The organism is Pseudomonas sp. MM213 (genome assembly GCF_020423045.1).
In the GTDB taxonomy this organism is placed as follows: Bacteria; Pseudomonadota; Gammaproteobacteria; order Pseudomonadales; family Pseudomonadaceae; genus Aquipseudomonas; species Aquipseudomonas migulae.
The window spans coordinates 6,566,635-6,584,603 of sequence record NZ_CP081943.1 but is presented as its reverse complement, the minus strand read 5'-3'; the positions used below and the strand labels follow the sequence as shown (position 1 = coordinate 6,584,603).

The 17,969-nt window shown below is 55.9% G+C and carries 17 protein-coding genes; 7 read left to right on the top strand and 10 right to left on the bottom strand.

Going from position 1 to position 17,969, the window contains the following annotated elements:
* Positions 1–13: 13 nt before the first annotated feature.
* The 6 genes from K5R88_RS29990 to K5R88_RS29965 form a co-directional block, all read right to left on the bottom strand.
* Positions 14–808 (bottom strand): SDR family NAD(P)-dependent oxidoreductase, encoded by a 795-nt coding sequence (locus tag K5R88_RS29990; protein ID WP_226298859.1) that lies wholly within the window; start codon positions 806–808, stop codon positions 14–16.
* 204 nt (positions 809–1,012) lie between these two features.
* Entirely contained in the window at positions 1,013–1,348 is a 336-nt protein-coding gene (locus K5R88_RS29985; protein WP_223452011.1) for a ComEA family DNA-binding protein, read from the bottom strand.
* A 112-nt stretch (positions 1,349–1,460) separates the two neighbouring features.
* The gene (locus K5R88_RS29980) at positions 1,461–3,455 is read right to left on the bottom strand and encodes a polysaccharide biosynthesis protein (protein WP_226298858.1); all 1,995 of its coding nucleotides are present in this window, start codon (positions 3,453–3,455) and stop codon (positions 1,461–1,463) included.
* Positions 3,456–3,651: 196 nt separating this feature from the next.
* A complete protein-coding gene (locus K5R88_RS29975; protein ID WP_223452013.1) occupies positions 3,652–4,830 on the bottom strand; it encodes a DegT/DnrJ/EryC1/StrS family aminotransferase in 1,179 nt (392 codons plus the stop codon).
* A gap of 92 nt (positions 4,831–4,922) precedes the next feature.
* The gene (locus K5R88_RS29970) at positions 4,923–5,549 is read right to left on the bottom strand and encodes an acetyltransferase (protein ID WP_226298857.1); all 627 of its coding nucleotides are present in this window, start codon (positions 5,547–5,549) and stop codon (positions 4,923–4,925) included.
* The gene (locus tag K5R88_RS29965) at positions 5,546–6,142 is read right to left on the bottom strand and encodes a sugar transferase (protein WP_223452016.1); all 597 of its coding nucleotides are present in this window, start codon (positions 6,140–6,142) and stop codon (positions 5,546–5,548) included. The genes K5R88_RS29970 and K5R88_RS29965 overlap by 4 nt, the downstream gene beginning before the upstream one ends.
* A gap of 558 nt (positions 6,143–6,700) precedes the next feature.
* Between K5R88_RS29965 and K5R88_RS29960 the strand changes: the two genes are divergently transcribed.
* The 7 genes from K5R88_RS29960 to K5R88_RS29930 are packed head-to-tail and all read left to right on the top strand — an operon-like array spanning position 6,701 to position 14,868.
* Positions 6,701–8,197, top strand: coding sequence for a lipopolysaccharide biosynthesis protein (locus K5R88_RS29960; RefSeq protein ID WP_223452018.1), 1,497 nt, complete (start codon positions 6,701–6,703; stop codon positions 8,195–8,197).
* The gene (locus K5R88_RS29955) at positions 8,197–9,420 is read left to right on the top strand and encodes an O-antigen ligase family protein (protein ID WP_223452023.1); all 1,224 of its coding nucleotides are present in this window, start codon (positions 8,197–8,199) and stop codon (positions 9,418–9,420) included. The genes K5R88_RS29960 and K5R88_RS29955 overlap by 1 nt, the downstream gene beginning before the upstream one ends.
* Positions 9,421–9,438: 18 nt before the next feature.
* The gene (gene asnB / locus K5R88_RS29950; RefSeq protein ID WP_226298856.1) at positions 9,439–11,385 is read left to right on the top strand and encodes an asparagine synthase (glutamine-hydrolyzing); all 1,947 of its coding nucleotides are present in this window, start codon (positions 9,439–9,441) and stop codon (positions 11,383–11,385) included.
* A gap of 31 nt (positions 11,386–11,416) precedes the next feature.
* On the top strand, positions 11,417–12,700 hold the full coding sequence (locus K5R88_RS29945) for a nucleotide sugar dehydrogenase (protein WP_223452033.1): 1,284 nt from the start codon (positions 11,417–11,419) through the stop codon (positions 12,698–12,700).
* A gap of 11 nt (positions 12,701–12,711) precedes the next feature.
* Positions 12,712–13,752, top strand: coding sequence for an NAD-dependent epimerase/dehydratase family protein (locus K5R88_RS29940; RefSeq protein ID WP_223452035.1), 1,041 nt, complete (start codon positions 12,712–12,714; stop codon positions 13,750–13,752).
* Complete coding sequence (locus K5R88_RS29935; RefSeq protein WP_226298855.1) at positions 13,745–14,407, top strand: glycosyltransferase; 663 nt, start codon at positions 13,745–13,747, stop codon at positions 14,405–14,407. Before K5R88_RS29940 ends, K5R88_RS29935 begins: the two co-directional genes overlap by 8 nt.
* Entirely contained in the window at positions 14,356–14,868 is a 513-nt protein-coding gene (locus tag K5R88_RS29930; RefSeq protein ID WP_230427574.1) for a glycosyltransferase, read from the top strand. Before K5R88_RS29935 ends, K5R88_RS29930 begins: the two co-directional genes overlap by 52 nt.
* Positions 14,869–14,976: 108 nt before the next feature.
* On the opposite strand, the gene K5R88_RS30705 is transcribed toward K5R88_RS29930, so the two are convergent.
* From K5R88_RS30705 to rpsA, 4 genes are all read right to left on the bottom strand, one after another.
* On the bottom strand, positions 14,977–15,078 hold the full coding sequence (locus tag K5R88_RS30705; protein WP_230427589.1) for a hypothetical protein: 102 nt from the start codon (positions 15,076–15,078) through the stop codon (positions 14,977–14,979).
* 156 nt (positions 15,079–15,234) lie between these two features.
* On the bottom strand, positions 15,235–15,528 hold the full coding sequence (gene ihfB / locus K5R88_RS29920) for an integration host factor subunit beta (protein ID WP_115486009.1): 294 nt from the start codon (positions 15,526–15,528) through the stop codon (positions 15,235–15,237).
* 148 nt (positions 15,529–15,676) lie between these two features.
* On the bottom strand, positions 15,677–15,955 hold the full coding sequence (locus K5R88_RS29915) for a hypothetical protein (protein WP_226298853.1): 279 nt from the start codon (positions 15,953–15,955) through the stop codon (positions 15,677–15,679).
* A gap of 217 nt (positions 15,956–16,172) precedes the next feature.
* Positions 16,173–17,861, bottom strand: a complete 1,689-nt coding sequence (gene rpsA / locus K5R88_RS29910; RefSeq protein ID WP_008031789.1) for a 30S ribosomal protein S1 — start codon at positions 17,859–17,861, stop codon at positions 16,173–16,175.
* Positions 17,862–17,969: the final 108 nt, after the last annotated feature.

The window sequence follows — 17,969 nt, the reverse complement described above, 5'->3', positions numbered from 1 at the left end:
AATGGAGAGTGCCTCACTTGTAACGCGAAGCGGCCTTGCTTTTGGAAAGATTCGGCGCCATCACCAGACGCGCCGCGACAAACGCATCCCAGTCGGAGGCATCCGGCAACGAAGGAATGGTGATCAGTTCTCCCTGGTCCAGCCCCGACAACGATGCATCGACCATCTCGCCCGCTTCCATGACCATGTCCGCCGGGATCTGGCTTGCGTCGATACCGGAACGCTCCCAGATTTCGGTGCGCGTCACGCCTGGCAACACCGCTTGTACTTTGACCCCGGTGCCATCCAGCTCGGCATTCAACGACTGGGTCAGGCTCAACACATAAGCCTTGCTGGCGCTGTAAGTGGCGTTGAAGCGCTCGGGGAACAACGCCACCACCGAGGCGATGTTGATGATCGTACCCCGGCCGGCTTTGGCAAAACTGGCGGCCGCCACCGAAGCCAGGCGCGTGACCGTCGTTACGTTCAATTGAATCAAACGTTCCAGTTGGTCCAGATCGGCGTTGGCCAGCAAGCCATCTGCCGCGACACCCGCGTTATTCAGCAGCAGACTGATACTCGAATCGCTGCGAAGGCGTTGCTCAAGTTTCAGCACATCATCCTTTTGCGTGAGATCCGCTTTCAGCACTTCGACCTGAACACCATGCTCTGCGCGCAGCTTGCTCGCCGCGGCCTGAAGACGCTGTTCGTCACGTGCAACCAGCAACAAATCAAAACCGCGCGCTGCCAAGCGCTCAGCGTAAATGGCACCAATCCCGGATGAAGCACCGGTAACAAGAGCTGTACCTTGGGCCTGGACAGAATTCATGACGTGCTCCTGGAATGCGTAAGGAAAAGAAAAGCGCCTGCGCTTCAGAGCGCCAAGCTGGATGACGAATTTATTATAGGCATAATTTAATCACAATATGATAGCCGTAATTTTTCATCTACCGACGGAAGGCGCTAAATCACCACGTACGCCAGAATGCAAAAAGGCCGGTCAATGACCGGCCCATGGCGCTGAATTACAAGCTTAGTTCACCTCAAGCTTTTCGCGGTTCTTATCCAGAATGGCTTTGCCGATTCCCTTCACTTCGAGCAGCTCGTCCACCGATGCAAACGGCCCATTACTCTCACGATAGGTAACAATCGCCTTGGCCTTGGCTTCCCCGATGCCGGACAACTCCCGTTGCAGCGTCGACGCGTCGGCCCGATTCAAATCAACCTTTTCGGACTGAACCTTGGGAGCGACCTCCATGACCAGAGGTGCAGTGCCCGCCTCCGACTTGGCCGCGGGGGCGGCAATGGCGGCGACAGAGGCAGTGCTCAGGAGGGCAAAAATCAGAGAGTAGAAGTAGCCAGTACGCATAAATGAAGCTCCATGACATCAATTGGGAAAGCAGCTTTTCCGAAGCTGCCTTCCAAACTTAGGCGATGTCTGGAGCCTGTCAAAAATGTGTCAGTTACAGGATGTGAAACAATCAGGGCTCGAGGCGACGCTGCTGATAGATCCAGTCGACGATCTCGCCATCGGGCGCGTAGCCGCTGACGGTGTCGCGCAGGAGTTGACGCACGCGCGTGTAATCATCCCGTTCGACAGCGGACAACAGTTCGTTCAACCTCGTCTTGAGAACATCCCATGGCAGATGGTCTTCATCGGCGCTCATGATCATCGGATGCGACGTCGCCACGACGTTATCGCCGATCAGCAACTCCTCATACAATTTCTCGCCCGGACGCAAACCACTGAACTCGATCGCGATATCACCATGCGGGTTGCGATCCGAGCGAATGCTCAAACCCGACAGGTGAATCATTTTCTCGGCCAGCTCGACAATTTTCACCGGCTCGCCCATATCCAGTACGAATACGTCACCCCCCTGCCCCATTGAGCCGGCCTGAATGACCAATTGCGCGGCTTCAGGAATGGTCATGAAGTAGCGGGTGATTTTGGGGTGCGTGACCGTCAACGGGCCACCTGACTTGATCTGTTTGTGAAACAGCGGAATGACCGAGCCTGATGAGCCCAGCACGTTGCCGAAACGCACCATGGTAAATCGGGTCTTGTTGACCTGAGATACATTGCTGACATCACCAAACAGGACCGGCGCGGCTTCGCGACTGAGCGCTTGCAGCGTCATTTCGGCCAAGCGCTTGGTGCTGCCCATGACGTTGGTCGGACGAACGGCCTTGTCGGTGGAAATCAGGACGAAGTTGGAAACCCCGGCTTGCAGCGCTGCCTGCGCGGTGTTGAGCGTACCGATGACGTTGTTCAGAACGCCTTCGGCAATGTTGTGCTCGACCATCGGCACGTGTTTATAGGCCGCCGCGTGGTAGACCGTATCGACGTGCCAGGTTTTCATGACATCAAGAAGCTTTGCCTCATGACGTACCGAGCCCAATATCGGCAGTAACTTGACCGACAGCGATTCACGACTGATCCGCTGCTCCAACTCGGACATGATGCTGTAGAGATTGAACTCACTGTGTTCGAACAACAGCAGTGTTTTCGGATGAGCGCCCAGTATCTGGCGGCAAAGCTCCGATCCGATTGAACCGCCCGCCCCCGTCACCAGAACGCATTGATCCTCGATACAACGGGAGAACAGGTCTTCCTGTGCAGGCACCGTATCGCGGCCCAGCAAATCAGCAATATCCACTTCCTGAATATCGTCGACCTTGACCCGCCCGCTGGCCAGGTCCATGAAGCCGGGAACGCTGCGCACGTGCAGTGGAAAGGCTTCCAGAAAATTCAATATCTCACGACGCCGGGCACGGGTCGCCGAGGGCACCGCCAGCAAGATCTCCTGCGCACCTGTCTCGTCAATCAACTGCTGGATATGTTTTGGGGTGTAAACCTGCAGCCCGGAAATAACCCTGTGGGCAATGCTTCGGTCATCGTCGATGAACGCAACCGGGCGCATCAGACGCCCCATCCGCAACGCTACCGCGAGCTGGTTGCCGGCAGACCCCGCGCCGTAGATCGCGACTTTGGGCAAACCGTCATCGCGACTGGTGAAGGGGACATGTTGAGCCGCTGTAAACCAGTCGCCCAAAAAGTACTGGCGCATTGCCAAACGCAAGCCGCCGATCAACACCAGGCTCAGCCACCAATAGTTGAAAATGATCGAACGAGGAACGACCGCCTCATGGTTGCTGTACCAATAGACGACGAGTGCGAGCAACAGCGAAGAAAGACTGACAGCCTTGATGATCGCGATCAGCGCATCGCTGCCGAAATAACGCATGACAGCACGATACATACCAAAACGGATGAATAAGGGAATTGCCACAATCGGAGCACTGATAAACAGCCAGCGATGCTCTTCCAGGGGATTGATCAGGTCATCAATGCCAAGGCGCACGATAAATGCCATCCATAGTGCAAGCCAGACCAGCAGAACGTCGCAGAAGACCTGAATCAACCGCTTTTTCCTACGCGATAGCCCTAGCAAGAATGCTCGTGCCTTTTCCATAACTCCCTCTTGTAAAACCTGGACTGTTCTTGAACCGAATAGCGACCTGAAGACCGTCCATTCCAAAATCAAAAGGCGTGCAGTTGCGGTGGATTAAGTAAGCTTGCAGCCAGAGCCATGTTGAACGGCGATGCGCTGCATCAAACAGGGCTCGCGATTGCAGACGAGCCCCGCACAGTCAAAAGCGCATCGACGTTCAACCGGCGACCGCTTCTCGCATGACGTCGGACAAAACCTGACAGGTCTTGTCAATTTCCGCGGATTTCAGCGTCGGATGCACCATGAACATCAAACTTGTCTCACCCAGCTGTCTGGCAACCGGCAGACGCTCCTGCGGACGCCATTGCGTATTGTCGAATGCCTTTTCCAGATAGACCTCAGAGCACGAACCAGAAAAGCAGGGAACGCCGCGCGCAACGATCTCATTGAGAATGCGGTCACGGGTCCAACCGGCTTTCAAGGCCTCAGGCTCGACGAATACATAACACTTATACGCCGCATGCACGTAATCCTCCGGGATGGCCGGTACTCGCAAACCAGCCAACTCATCAGCGGCGGCCCATATTCTACGAGCATTGGACAGGCGTGCTTCCTGCCATTGATCCATCAGGCGCAGTTGAATACGCCCCAATACGCCTTGGGTTTCGAGCATCCGCCAGTTGGTACCAAAACTTTCGTGTACCCAACGGAAACCGGGCGCGTGCTCTCGCTCGTAGACAGCTTCCCAGCTCTTGCCGTGATCCTTGTAGGCCCACATGTCCAGCCACAAGTTGCGATCGTTGGTGGTGACCATCCCGCCTTCACCGCCGGTGGTCATGATCTTGTCCTGACAGAACGACCATGCGCCAATATGACCGATCGAGCCGACCGGACGTCCTTTGTACTTCGCGCCATGGGCCTGGGCGCAGTCTTCGATCACCCTGAGATCATGCTCCTCGGCCAGCGCCATGATCGGATCCATGTCGCAGGACCAACCCGCCAGATGCACGCAGACAATCGCACGGGTGCGAGGCGTCAATACAGCGGCAATGGTCTGCGCCGTGATGTTCTGCGAATCCGCGTCGACATCGGCAAACACAGGTACCGCACCGGCATTGACGATGCTGGATACCGATGCGAGAAACGTTCGGGAGGTCACAATGACCTCATCCCCGGCACCAATACCCAGCGCCTGGAACGCGAGGTCCAGGGCGACGGTGCCGTTAGCCAGGGCAATGGCATATTCAGTTCCGCTCCAGGCAGCGAACTCTTTCTCGAATTCACGGCACTCCTGACCGGTCCAGTAATTGACTTTGTTGGAAAGAATGACGTCACGTACTGCGTTGGCTTCTTCTTCGGAAAAAGAAGGCCAAGGAGAAAAAGGAGAATTCAACACAGCCCACATCCTATTAATTTCAAGATGAAATTTGGAAAATCAATTATTTACTTAAAACTCGACTCATGCCTCCAGCGTGAAGGCGATCCTGCTCAAATCGTTGAAATGACTTTGGCAGGTACACCGGCAACCGCTACACCATCAGCCACATCGCTGACCACTGCCGCGCCCGCCCCGACCACAACGTCACTGCCAATCCTGATCAATTGCCTCACACAGGCACCTATTCCGATCCAGCTCCGCTCCCCTACGCTCACGGCGCCGGCCAATCGAGCACCCGGGCTGATATGGACAGAGTCTCCCAACACGCAATCATGATCGACGCTGGAGCCAGTATTGAGGATCGCACCGCACCCTATCTTCGCGTCGGCATTGACCACCGCTCCGGCAAAAGCGACGGAACCGGCCCCAAGAGACGCGTATTGACTGATGACCGCCGCCGGATGAATCAATGACACGACAGGCGCGGCCGCATCGATCAGCGCCCTCAGCTTCGCCTGTCGCACAACATTATCGCCGATTGCAACAATGACACCCTGATAGTTTTGGAGTCGAGCGTACATCGTCGCCGAATCACCCATTACCAGCCAATTGCCATTACTGGTGAGTCCGGGCCATGCGTCATCGAAAAAGTCCACCTGATCCCAGCCGCAGCATTGCGCGGTATCGGCGACAACTTTGCCATGCCCGCTAGCCCCGAGAACCGCCAGTCTTTTCATCGTTTATTACCGGTGAACTTGGACATGGTGACTTCACCGTCCGCACTGATACCTTCTTTGACGACCACCTTCTTGATCGTCATGAAGATGATCTTGAGGTCGAGCCAAAAAGACTGGTTGTCGACATACCAGACGTCCAGTTCAAATTTTTCATCCCAACCCAACGCGTTGCGGCCATTGACCTGCGCCCATCCGGTCACACCCGGACGAGCCTCATGACGGCGACTCTGTTGCTGGCTATAAAGAGGCAGGTACTCCATCAGCAACGGTCGCGGCCCGACCAGGCTCATGTCCCCTTTAAGGACATTCCACAACTCCGGCAACTCATCCAGGCTGCTGGCACGAAGGAAACTGCCGAAAGGGGTCATTCGCTCCGAATCCGCCAGAGGATTGCCATCGGCATCCACGGCATCACGCATCGTGCGGAATTTCACCATCTCGAAAGGTTTTCCGTCCCGACCAGGACGAACCTGCCTGAAGAGAACCGGTGACCCGAGTTTCTTGCGGATTTTCCAGGCGACGATAGCCATCACGGGAGCCAGGAGTATGAGGGCGCACAATGAAGCACTGATATCGATGAACCGCTTAAACATGTGTTGACCTGAGTATTGATTGGATGAGCGCGTGTATTCAATGCCGCTGTAACCTGCGACTCAGATGTTCCCGGGCACCCTGGACGCAAACATAATCATCGAAAACGGAACCCGCTTGCAGGTGTCCTGACAGGAAATAAAAATCGACCCGGGTACTCTCAACTTCGACGTCATCGGCACAAGCACGACTGAAACCAATTGCTGGTGTCGTTATACCATCTCCAGCGCCATCGCTCAGCCCGATACCCGGAAATGTCGGCATCAAAAAAGCGAAAAATTTTGACAACCATAATTTCAACCGTCAAGCAATGAATAGCACCGCCCAATATTCATGCTGTTTGTGCAAGTGCGGTATGCACTCATGCTACTTGCCAGAACTGCTCTATCCAGTATCATTCCCTACCTTCCAGCCTATGGTGCCTGACTGCTTGCAACCATGCTCGCATCCTTCATGTTCGCGCCCTCCATGTCCTTGGAGTCCTGCACGGCGTTCAGCCAGCACACACATGGATGGAAGGACTGTCAGGAAACTGTTTCCGATGTTCCACAGATCACAACATGCTTTTCGATCCAGACCATTCCCTGATGGAAACCGGAACGTTGAGAAAATTACGTATTCGGCATAGGGAGGTGGAGTTGAATAGCTGGCTAAAGAAATCCCTTGCATTGTATTCAACCAATGGTCTGAATTTTCTATTGAATATTCTGATTATTCCGATCCTTGTTCACTACATCGGTTTTCAAGGCTATGGCTTCTATTCCGTCTATATCATTCTCTCCAGCACTCTGCTGTTCCTGGATTCGGCATTATCCAAGTCTGCGGTAAGCGCTATTTACTCGGCTGGGGAAACGCAGCGCGCTCAGCTCGTCAGCTCCACCCGCGCAGCTTACGTCGCGGCGGGTATTGTGCTGTTACTGGCTACCCCCCTGATTGCCAAGGGCGTCTCAGTCCTTTTCCCACTGCGTACCGACCAGCTGAACCTGGCGTACTGGATCGGCGCCGCCGCGGTAGTCGAATACGTTCTGGCCTTGCCGGGGCAGTATTTCCAGATGTTGAACGTGCTGCGGGCGCGGCACTTTGCCTACGCGCAATACCAATTGTGCATCCAGCTAAGCCGTTTCCTTGCCGTGGCAATTGTTGCCGCCGCGACACAGCAGATCGAGTGGGTGCTTGCCGCCATCGTACTCAGGAAAATCCCCGATTACCTGATTTTGTGGCTGTTCTGGCGCAAGCAGGAAGCAGAACTGCGCACCCCGGTTGCATGGCCATTGGTGACCACTCTCTACCGGCACGCGGCACCCATCATCGGCGTCGCGCTCCTGCAAGTGCTCGCAACCGAATTCATATCCATCTATGTCAGCCACGCCTATGGCGCCGAGACACTGGGCAAGTACCGATCCGTTTACGACGTGCTGAACAAAATCTGGTTCGTTGCGACCCTCTACCCGGTGCTGGTCTATCCAAAAATTTGCGAATGGCTGGCTGCCCCGGACAAGAAAGCGTGGCTTCGAGACACGATGCCCTACCTGAACCTGGGCAGTGCACTGATTTACGGCACGCTCACGGTCGCGGGCCTCGCCCTCTATCCGTTACTGGCTCAATGGCTTCCGGCACTCCAGGATGCCGCTCCCTTTGTCGCCGGACTGCTTGCCGGTATCTGCATGTCCGGGCATGTCCGACTCGGGTATGAGTTTCTGCAAGCGCAGAAGGATGCAGGCGCTGCACTTCTGATCAATCTACTTTCGCTTGCCGCCGGTGCCGCCACGCTTTTCGCATTTTACGGATACGCAACCCGAGAAATCGGATGGGCATGGTTCGTTTCTCAATTGCTGGCCGTCGTCATTGTCGACATCCGTAACGGTATACTCTTGTCCTCCTCGCTCCGAAAATCAGTCATTGGGCTACTGCCTTGGCTCGGGGCAGGCATCGGGGTTTTCATCACAACTTCAATTCATGGCATGGAAGGCGCACTTGTTTCACTGCTCCTGCTTGCTGTTTTCATGAGCAGCCTCGCCTTTCTGGCGAAGCGTTTGCGTGACCTAAGGCAGGAATAATGCGCAAGGTAAACTTCATCTCGATCGGTGCCGCCCTGGTGGTTTTCGCCTCCGTTGCGACGGCCCTGCGCTTCGGCAAACTACCACTCGGAATCGGCGAACTTGCCGTCATGTTTTTGTTTCTGTGGGCCTTGCGCTACAAGCAGGCACTGCGCTACCTGACGCATCCCATCATGCTTTTCTGGGTAGGTTTCATGGTGATTGCGGCGGTTGCAGCACTGATCAGCCCTGTCAAAGGAGGCAGCTCTGTCCACACAGCGATGGCATATGTGTACACGGCATGCTTCTCTCTGATGGCGCTGGCCTGCCTCGAGAAAGCGACACAGGAAGAGTTCAATAGCTTCATCAAGGCCCTGACCGTCATTCCGCTTGCATTGCTGGTGATTCCGTTTCTCTGCCTGATGACCAATTCTCCCCGGTTGGCGGAATGGATAGGGATGAATACGCTGTTCCCTTCACGCCTTTCTGCCTGGTCCACAAACCCCAATCAGCTCGCCCTGTTCCTGCTGCCGATCCCGATCTGGGCGATGGCCGCTTGCCGCGAGTCAAACTGGCAGGGACTACGCTGGCTACGCAACTTCCTGTTCTTCTGGATGCTGTTCACTGTTGGATTGAGCGTGCGCAGCGATGCACTGCTACTCGCCTGGGCCATTAGCCTGCCACTCCTTACAATCGTCGCGCTGCGTTGGGTGAAACAGGCCAACTGGAAGATATTCGCGACGATGCTGTTCGCTTTCCTGGTTGCGTTTGGTTCATTCAAGCTCGTGATCGATGCCCCCGGACGGCAAATGCTCATCGGAAAGTCGGATTCCGTGCTCGGTGTCGGCTTCGACGAGAACAAGGGCGGTGCCCGCAAAATCCTGTGGGCCCATGCCGCAGAAGCGTGGATGAAGTCCCCTATTATCGGGCATGGTCCGGGCGCGTTCTCTTATTTTGACGATCCGGAAGTCAAGCAGGAGGCGCACAACCTGGGCTTCGACATTCTGACCCAGACCGGCATCGCCGGAGTGTTGCTGATGGGGGCCTTGTACCTGTGGCTTCTTTTCAACGCCTATCGAGCGCGGGACCCTTATTCGCTGGCTGTACTTGTCGTTCTAATGGTTTTCTCAGGGGCGCACTTCACGCTCCGCCAGCCGGTATTCAGTCTCTACATGATCATTTGTGCGCTAGCGGTCAAGAATGGCAGTTTCACTACTGTGCGCGAAAAGCCTCAACCCCTTTGATTACAACGAGATTGTTCCATGTGCGGTATTGCTGGGTTCTGGCACCCTAACAGCCAAGGCAGGTACGACGGGCCATCCGCCCTCACCCGCATGACCAACGCCATTCTTCGCCGGGGGCCCGATGATGCGGGCGCCTGGGACAATGGCGCGGGCCTTTTTCTTGGCCACCGCCGATTGGCGATCGTCGACCTGAGCTCGGCCGGACACCAGCCAATGGCATCGCCGACAGGCCGTTACGTCATTGTGTTCAACGGTGAAATCTACAACTTCCAGGCATTGCGCCAGGCGCTCGACGCGGCTCATCCGAGCCCGCTGCCATGGCGTGGCCATTCGGATACCGAGGTGATGCTGGCGGCTTTCGAACAGTGGGGTATTCAGGAAACCCTGCGCAAGCTGGTCGGCATGTTCGCGTTGGCAGTATGGGACCGCACCCGCGAAACCCTCACGCTTGCGCGCGACCGGATCGGAGAAAAGCCACTCTATTACGGCCTGAGCAAAGGCGCGCTGTTCTTCGCATCGGAGCTGCAGGCACTGGAAGCACACCCGAACTTTGACGCGGAAATTTCACGCGACAGCCTGGCCCTGCTCCTGAAGTACGCGTATGTGCCGTCACCCCATTCCATTTACCAGGGCATTCACAAATTGCCGCCAGGTACGTGGCTTGAGCTCGACCAGGCCAAACTCGAGAGTGGCACGACAGGAACGCCTCAGACGTACTGGGAACTGCCCGCCGCGCAACCCGAACACAACCCGTCGCTTTCCGACGAAGAAGCCATCGATCAGCTTCACGAGCTGATGAGCACAACGATCCGCGACCAAATGGTAGCGGATGTACCTCTCGGCGCGTTCCTGTCCGGCGGCATCGACTCATCACTCATCGTCAGCTTGATGCAGTCGCTATCGCCCCAACAGGTCAAGACCTACACCATTGGTTTCGACAATCCGGGCTACAACGAGGCCGAACACGCCAAAGCCGTTGCCCGACACCTCGGCACCGACCACACCGAACTCTATGTGTCAGGTACGGATGCCTTGAACGTGGTGCCGAAGTTGCCTGACATCTACGGCGAACCCTTTGCCGATTCATCGCAAATACCAACCTTTCTTGTTTCTCAACTGGCCCGTAGCCATGTCACGGTGAGCCTGTCCGGCGACGCAGGCGATGAGCTGTTCGGCGGATACAATCGCTATCAGCACCTGCCCAACGTATGGCGCAAGCTCAGTCGCGTACCGGGACCGGCACGCAGGCTCGCTGCCCGCATGATTGAATCCGCCTCGCCAGCTCGCTGGGATTCCATCGCCGCAGGATTGAACCCGATTACCCCCGCAGGCTTGCGCGTCGCGCTGCCTGGCGACAAGCTCCACAAACTCGCCAGCGTCATGCGACATGCCACTCCCGACCAAATGTATGATCGGGTAGTATCACAATGGCCAAATGCAACCGATATCGTCATCGGCGCTGACCCCCTTCCTGGCCTTGCATCTGTCGGGGACAGCGATTTCGTCTCCTGGATGATGCGCCAGGACACACTGACTTACCTGCCCGACGATATCCTGGCCAAAGTAGATCGAGCGGCAATGGCCGTCAGCCTCGAAACTCGCGTTCCGTTCCTGGATCACAGGATCGTCGAGTTTGCATCGACATTGCCGATGTCGCTCAAAATCCGCGATGGCAGCACCAAGTGGATTCTGCGCCAGCTACTTTATCGTTACGTACCACGAGAACTCATCGAACGCCCAAAAATGGGCTTCGGTATCCCGCTACACGATTGGCTCCGCGGCCCTTTGCGCGACTGGGCCGAGTCATTGCTGGACCCACAACGACTGGCGAGCGAAGGTTATTTCGTACCCGGGCCGATCAGAGCCGTGTGGGAAAGACACCTTCGGGGGCAGGGAAATTACCAGCAACAGCTTTGGCCTGTGCTGATGTTCCAGGCATGGCTCGATCGCAAACGAGTCAACTGATTAAAAGATTCCATTTATTAGAGGAAAACCCATGTATCTGAGAAAGATATCAGTGGTCGGGCTGGGTTATGTTGGCCTGCCGGTGGCTGTAGCGTTCGGTAAACACGGACCGGTAATCGGCTTTGACATCAACGAAAGCCGTCTGCAGGAACTGCGCGCGGGACAGGACCGTACCAACGAAGTCACCAGCGATGAACTGGGCCAGACGCAAATCGAATTCACCAGCAAGACAGATGTCCTTGCAAAGGCCGATTTCCATATCGTCGCTGTTCCCACGCCGATCGACGACGCTCACCAACCGGACCTGACGCCGGTGGTGAAGGCTTCTGAAACCGTAGGTAAAGCGCTCAAGCAGGGCGATATCGTCGTTTATGAGTCGACTGTTTATCCGGGTGTAACCGAAGACATCTGCGTTCCGATCCTGGAGCGCGTATCCGGCCTGAAATGCGGTACCGACTTCACCGTGGGCTACAGCCCCGAACGCATCAACCCGGGCGACAAGGAACACACGTTTACCAAAATCAAAAAGGTCGTATCCGGGCAAGACGCCACTACCCTTGACATTGTCGCCGACGTGTACAGCTCCGTCGTCACTGCCGGCGTTTACAAAGCCGCGTCGATCAAAGTAGCCGAAGCCGCCAAGGTGATCGAAAACACCCAGCGCGACCTGAACATCGCCCTGATGAACGAACTGGCGCTGATCTTCGACCGCATGGGCATCGACACGCTCGACGTTCTTGAAGCTGCCGGGACCAAGTGGAACTTCCTGAAGTTCAAGCCGGGACTGGTAGGCGGACACTGCATTGGCGTAGACCCTTATTACCTGACGCACAAGGCCGAAAAGCTCGGCTACATCCCTCAGGTCATTCTCGCCGGCCGTCGCATCAACGACAGCATGGGCGCATTTATTGCCCAGCAAACGATCAAGCAGATGATCCACGCCGGTCACCCTATCGCTGGCGCCGTCGTCACCGTGCTTGGCCTGACCTTCAAAGAGAACTGCCCTGACCTGCGCAACTCTCGCGTCATCGATATCATTCGCGAGCTCGAAGAATTCGACGTCAAGGTACAAGTGTTCGACCCAGAGGCCGATTCGGCAGAAGCCCTGCACGAATATGGCGTCTCGCTGCGCAAGCTCGACGAACTCCAGCCTGCTGCTGCAGTCGTGGTAGCCGTGGCACATGATGCCTATGCGCGCTGGACCACCGACGAATACCTGAAGCTTATGCACAATGCTCCCGTCGTCATCGATGTCAAAGGTGTTTGCGACGGTCCCGCCCTGGAAAGTGCTGGAGCGCGCTTCTGGCGCCTCTGATGGAGAATGGCATGAACGCTTACGAAACTCTGCGCCAAGAGCTGGCGGCGTCACCGCGCACCTGGCTCGTCACCGGTGTGGCCGGCTTCATCGGCTCGAACTTGCTCGAGACGCTGCTCCAGCTAAATCAGCGCGTGATCGGACTCGACAACTTCGAAACCGGCCATCAGCGCAACCTTGATCTGGTACAGCAGGCTGTTGCAGATACCGCCTGGGCACAGTTCAAGTTTGTACAAGGTGATATCCGCAAACTGGAAGACTGCCAGCGCGCCATGGAAGACGGTGTCGACTACGTTCTTCATCAGGCAGCCCTGGGCAGCGTACCCCGCTCGCTGGAAGACCCGATCCGAACCAACACCACAAACATCGATGGCTTCCTGAACATGCTGGTCGCCAGCCGCGATGCCGGTGTCAAACGCTTCGTTTATGCGGCATCAAGCTCCACCTATGGCGACCACCCTGGTTTGCCCAAGGTAGAGGATCGTATCGGTCGGCCGCTGTCACCCTATGCCGTCACCAAGTACGTCAACGAGCTGTACGCGGACGTGTTTGCACGCTGCTATGGATTGCAGACCATAGGGCTGCGTTACTTCAACGTATTCGGCCCAAGGCAGGATCCGGATGGCGCGTACGCCGCCGTGATTCCAAAGTGGTTTGGTGCCCTGCTGCGCGACGAACCCATCTATATCAACGGCGATGGTGAAACCAGCCGTGATTTTTGCTTCATTGCCAACACTGTCCAGGCCAATTTGCTGGCAGCTACAACGCAAGAAGCCGATGCGGTGAATCAGGTATACAACGTGGCCGTGGGTGACCGCACCACGCTGAATGAGCTGTTCTCCCACATCCGTGAACTTGCGTGTGCCGTCAAGCCCGAGCTAAAGGATGTGAACCCGGTATACCGTGATTTCCGGGCCGCCGATGTGCGTCATTCCCAGGCGGATATCAGCAAGGTCGAATCGTTGCTCGGCTATGCACCGACGCATCGCATTGCAGCCGGGCTGCAGGACTCTGCAACCTATTACACAACCCATGTAGGCAAGCATGTCTAAAATTGTCGTCATCGCCGGGCTCGCTGAATCGTTGATCCGGTTTCGCGGGGATCTTCTGGACGCAATGCGAGCGAATGGACATGAAGTCGCCGCCATTGCACCTGAAGATGATGAATCTGTGCGCACGCGGCTCGCTGAAAAAGGGATTGCATACCACGTCGTGCCGATGTCACGCGCAGGATTGAATCCATTCGCCGATCTGCGCTACCTGCTGCAGCTCAGCCAGTGCCTGCGCAAAATCAAGCCCGACGTGGTGCTCGCCTATACGATAAAGCCGGTGGTCTATGGCTTGCCCGCCGCTCGCCTGGCGGGCGTAAAGCGGCGTTACGCGCTGATTACCGGCCTGGGCTACGCATTCACTGACGCCGAGGCCAGCTTCAGTCGTAATCTCGTCAAGCGCATCGCATCAGGCTTGTACCGGTTCGGATTGCACTTCGCCAACGGCCTGTTCTTCCAGAACCCGGATGATCGACAGCTCTTCAAGGACCAGGGTCTTTTCAATGCAAGCCTCCCAACCTGGATCATCAATGGCTCGGGGGTCGATACCGACAGTTTCCCGGTCGCCCTCTCCCCCCTCAACCGAGCTTTTTGTTCGTGGGCCGGGTGCTGCGCGACAAGGGGGTGGTTGAATATGTGGATGCTGCTCGTTCGCTGAAATCCACCTACCCGCAAGCCACTTTCCACCTGGTCGGACCACTGGATTCCAACCCCTCGGGGATTCAAGCAGATATCGTTGCAGGCTGGGAAAAAGAGGGCGTTATCCAGTATCACGGTGCCGTCAGCGATGTGAAACCGTACCTCGCCGCTTGCAGCGTATTCGTACTGCCCTCATACCGCGAAGGGACACCTCGCTCGGTGCTCGAAGCAATGTCCTGCGGGCGAGCCATCGTTACCACAGACGCACCAGGATGCCGTGAAACGGTTCAGGACGGGGTGAACGGCTTTCTGGTTACACCGCGAGACTCGGCGGACCTGGCAACTGCCATGGGGCGCCTGGCAGGCTCAAGCGAGCTGCGCGAGCAAATGGGTCGCACAAGTCGCGAACTTGCGGAGCACAAGTATGACGTACATCGAGTAAATGCAGCGATGATCGATGCAATGGCGTTACGCGGCTAAGTACTGGTCGGGTCCGGCGCGCTGCCAACACCCAGCGCCGGGCCATCTCCCTGCGAATGCTGCCTCGTTCAGCCAGTCAGGCACTCACAGGCCTCAGAGCCAACCCATCTACTTTCCAAGCCGGCGGCTATTTCGCCGATAGAAGATAACCCCCAAAAGCGGCCCCACCAATAACCCCAGCAGCAATGCGCCTAAAATGTAAATTGACACGGGCCATGGCGGTGCAGACCAACCCACAAAAACCAGGGAAACCGGCTGCTGATTCTCCAATGAAAAGAGCAGCGTCGCTGCTAATGCCACCAATATGATCAGAAGCGAAGACAACTTCTTTACTCCGCGCACAAAACTTCTCCTAATCCCGCCTGGTTAAATCGGCTCCTCATCCTCATTCACCCGATCCCGCAACTCTTTCCCCGGCTTGAAATGAGGAACGAATTTGCCGTCAAGGCTGACGGACTGACCGGTTTTCGGATTGCGGCCTACGCGCGGTGCGCGGTAGTGCAGGGAGAAGCTGCCAAATCCACGGATCTCGATGCGATCACCGGTGGCCAGACATTGGGACATTTGTTCAAGCATGGTCTTGATAGCCAGCTCCACATCCTTTGATGAGAGCAGCCCTTGATGGGTGACAATTCGTTCGATCAACTCCGACTTCGTCATATTTTTCCCTTCTTTTTCAAGCAGCTAGGAAAAGCGCTTCAAAGGTTTTAGCATGCCCGAAGGAATTTGAACAGCCCGAGCTTTGACATATCTTCGCCAGCAACGGGATGCCGATTTCAGAACAGAAGCCTGATCAAGCCCGACCTGCTCATCTGCAGATAACCAGCATGGTTCGTGTCACATAACCTGCCGGGTTGAAGCCAAAGGGAAACTCATCTTCATCTTTGGCGTCATCGGATCTCGTGACCACCTTGTAGCCAGTGCCCTTGCACTCCTTGGCAGCGCGCTTGTAACACCTCTCCCACCCCGACCCCAACCCCGAACAATCGATCTCGATACCACTAACCCCACGTGCGGCGTGAGTCTTCGCATTAGTGGTACAACCCGCCAATGTCAGTACGGCTAATGCGACAACGAGCTTGTTCATTCATTTCCTTATGCCGGGCGCCCTGCCCGGCTGTCGTTCGCTTCTGACTAAAGACTAGCTGCAATTAAACGATTGATCCGATTAAAGAAAGAGACAGCTTTTGGGGCCAGTTGGTTTCACCGGCGAACAATGTCGTGCGATGTGGTTACCGCACACACCAAATCGCAGGCACAAAAAAGGGCGACCGAAGTCGCCCTTTTTAATGATCAAGCAGAACTTAGTTCTGTTTGGCCATTGCCTGGCGCAGCAGTGCCGCCATGGTGGTGTCAGCAGCAGCTTCACCTTCCGGAGCAGTTTTCAGGCTCTGGATGGCTTCTTTCTCTTCAGCATCGTCTTTCGATTTGATCGACAGCTGAATTACGCGGCTCTTACGATCAACGCTGATGATCTTGGCTTCTACTTCCTGGCCTTCTTTCAGAACGTTGCGCGCGTCTTCAACGCGGTCACGGCTGATTTCGGAGGCTTTCAGAGTCGCTTCGATATCGTCGGCCAGAGTGATGATGGCGCCTTTAGCGTCAACTTCTTTCACGATGCCTTTAACGATTGCGCCTTTGTCGTTCTCTTGAACGTACTCGGAGAACGGATCGCTTTCCAGTTGCTTGATACCCAGGGAGATACGCTCGCGCTCTGGGTCAACCGACAGGATAACGGTGTCCAGCTCGTCGCCCTTCTTGAAGCGGCGAACGGCTTCTTCGCCCACTTCGTTCCAGGAGATGTCGGACAGGTGAACCAGACCGTCGATGCCGCCGTCCAGACCAATGAAGATACCGAAATCGGTGATCGACTTGATGGTGCCGGAGATTTTATCGCCCTTGTTGAACTGGCCAGAGAAATCTTCCCATGGGTTAGATTTGCACTGCTTGATGCCGAGGGAGATACGACGACGCTCTTCGTCGATGTCCAGAACCATAACTTCCACTTCGTCGCCGACTTGTACGACTTTCGAAGGGTGGATGTTCTTGTTGGTCCAGTCCATTTCGGAAACGTGTACCAGACCTTCAACGCCTTCTTCCAGCTCAGCGAAGCAGCCGTAGTCGGTCAGGTTGGTTACACGAGCGGTAACGCGAGTGCTTTCTGGGTAACGGGCTTTGATAGCAACCCATGGATCTTCGCCCAGTTGCTTCAGGCCCAGGGAAACACGGTTGCGTTCGCGATCGTATTTCAGAACCTTAACGTCGATTTCGTCACCAACGTTGACGATCTCGGAAGGATGCTTGATGCGCTTCCAAGCCATGTCGGTGATGTGCAGCAGGCCGTCCACGCCACCCAGATCGACGAATGCGCCGTAATCGGTGAGGTTCTTGACGATACCTTTGACTTGCTGACCTTCCTGCAGGGATTCCAGCAGAGCTTCACGCTCGGCGGAGTTCTCGGCTTCGAGGACGCTGCGACGGGAAACGACAACGTTGTTGCGTTTCTGGTCGAGTTTGATGACCTTGAATTCCAGCTCTTTGCCTTCCAGGTGCGTGGTATCGCGCACAGGACGGACGTCAACCAGGGAACCTGGCAGGAACGCACGGATGCCGTTAACGTCGACAGTGAAGCCGCCTTTAACCTTACCGTTGATAACGCCCTTGACCACTTCCTCGGCTGCGAAGGCAGCTTCCAGAACAATCCAGCATTCAGCGCGCTTGGCTTTTTCACGGGACAGCTTGGTTTCACCAAAGCCGTCTTCAACCGAGTCCAGCGCAACGTGAACTTCGTCACCGACGTTGATAGTCAGGTCGCCAGCGTCGTTGTAGAACTGCTCAAGCGGGATGAGTGCTTCAGACTTCAGGCCAGCGTGAACGGTTACCCAGCGAGCTTGGTAATCGATATCAACGATAACACCGGTGATGATGGAGCCTGCCTGAAGGTTCAGGGTTTTTAGGCTTTCTTCAAAGAGTTCCGCAAAGCTTTCGCTCATTTTAATTCCTGTTGATGAGGGCGAAGAATACGCCCATCTCCACACCCCAGACGGTGTGGGTTAGTTTCATTTAAAAGAAGCGCCACAGGACTATGACTGGTCCCCTGC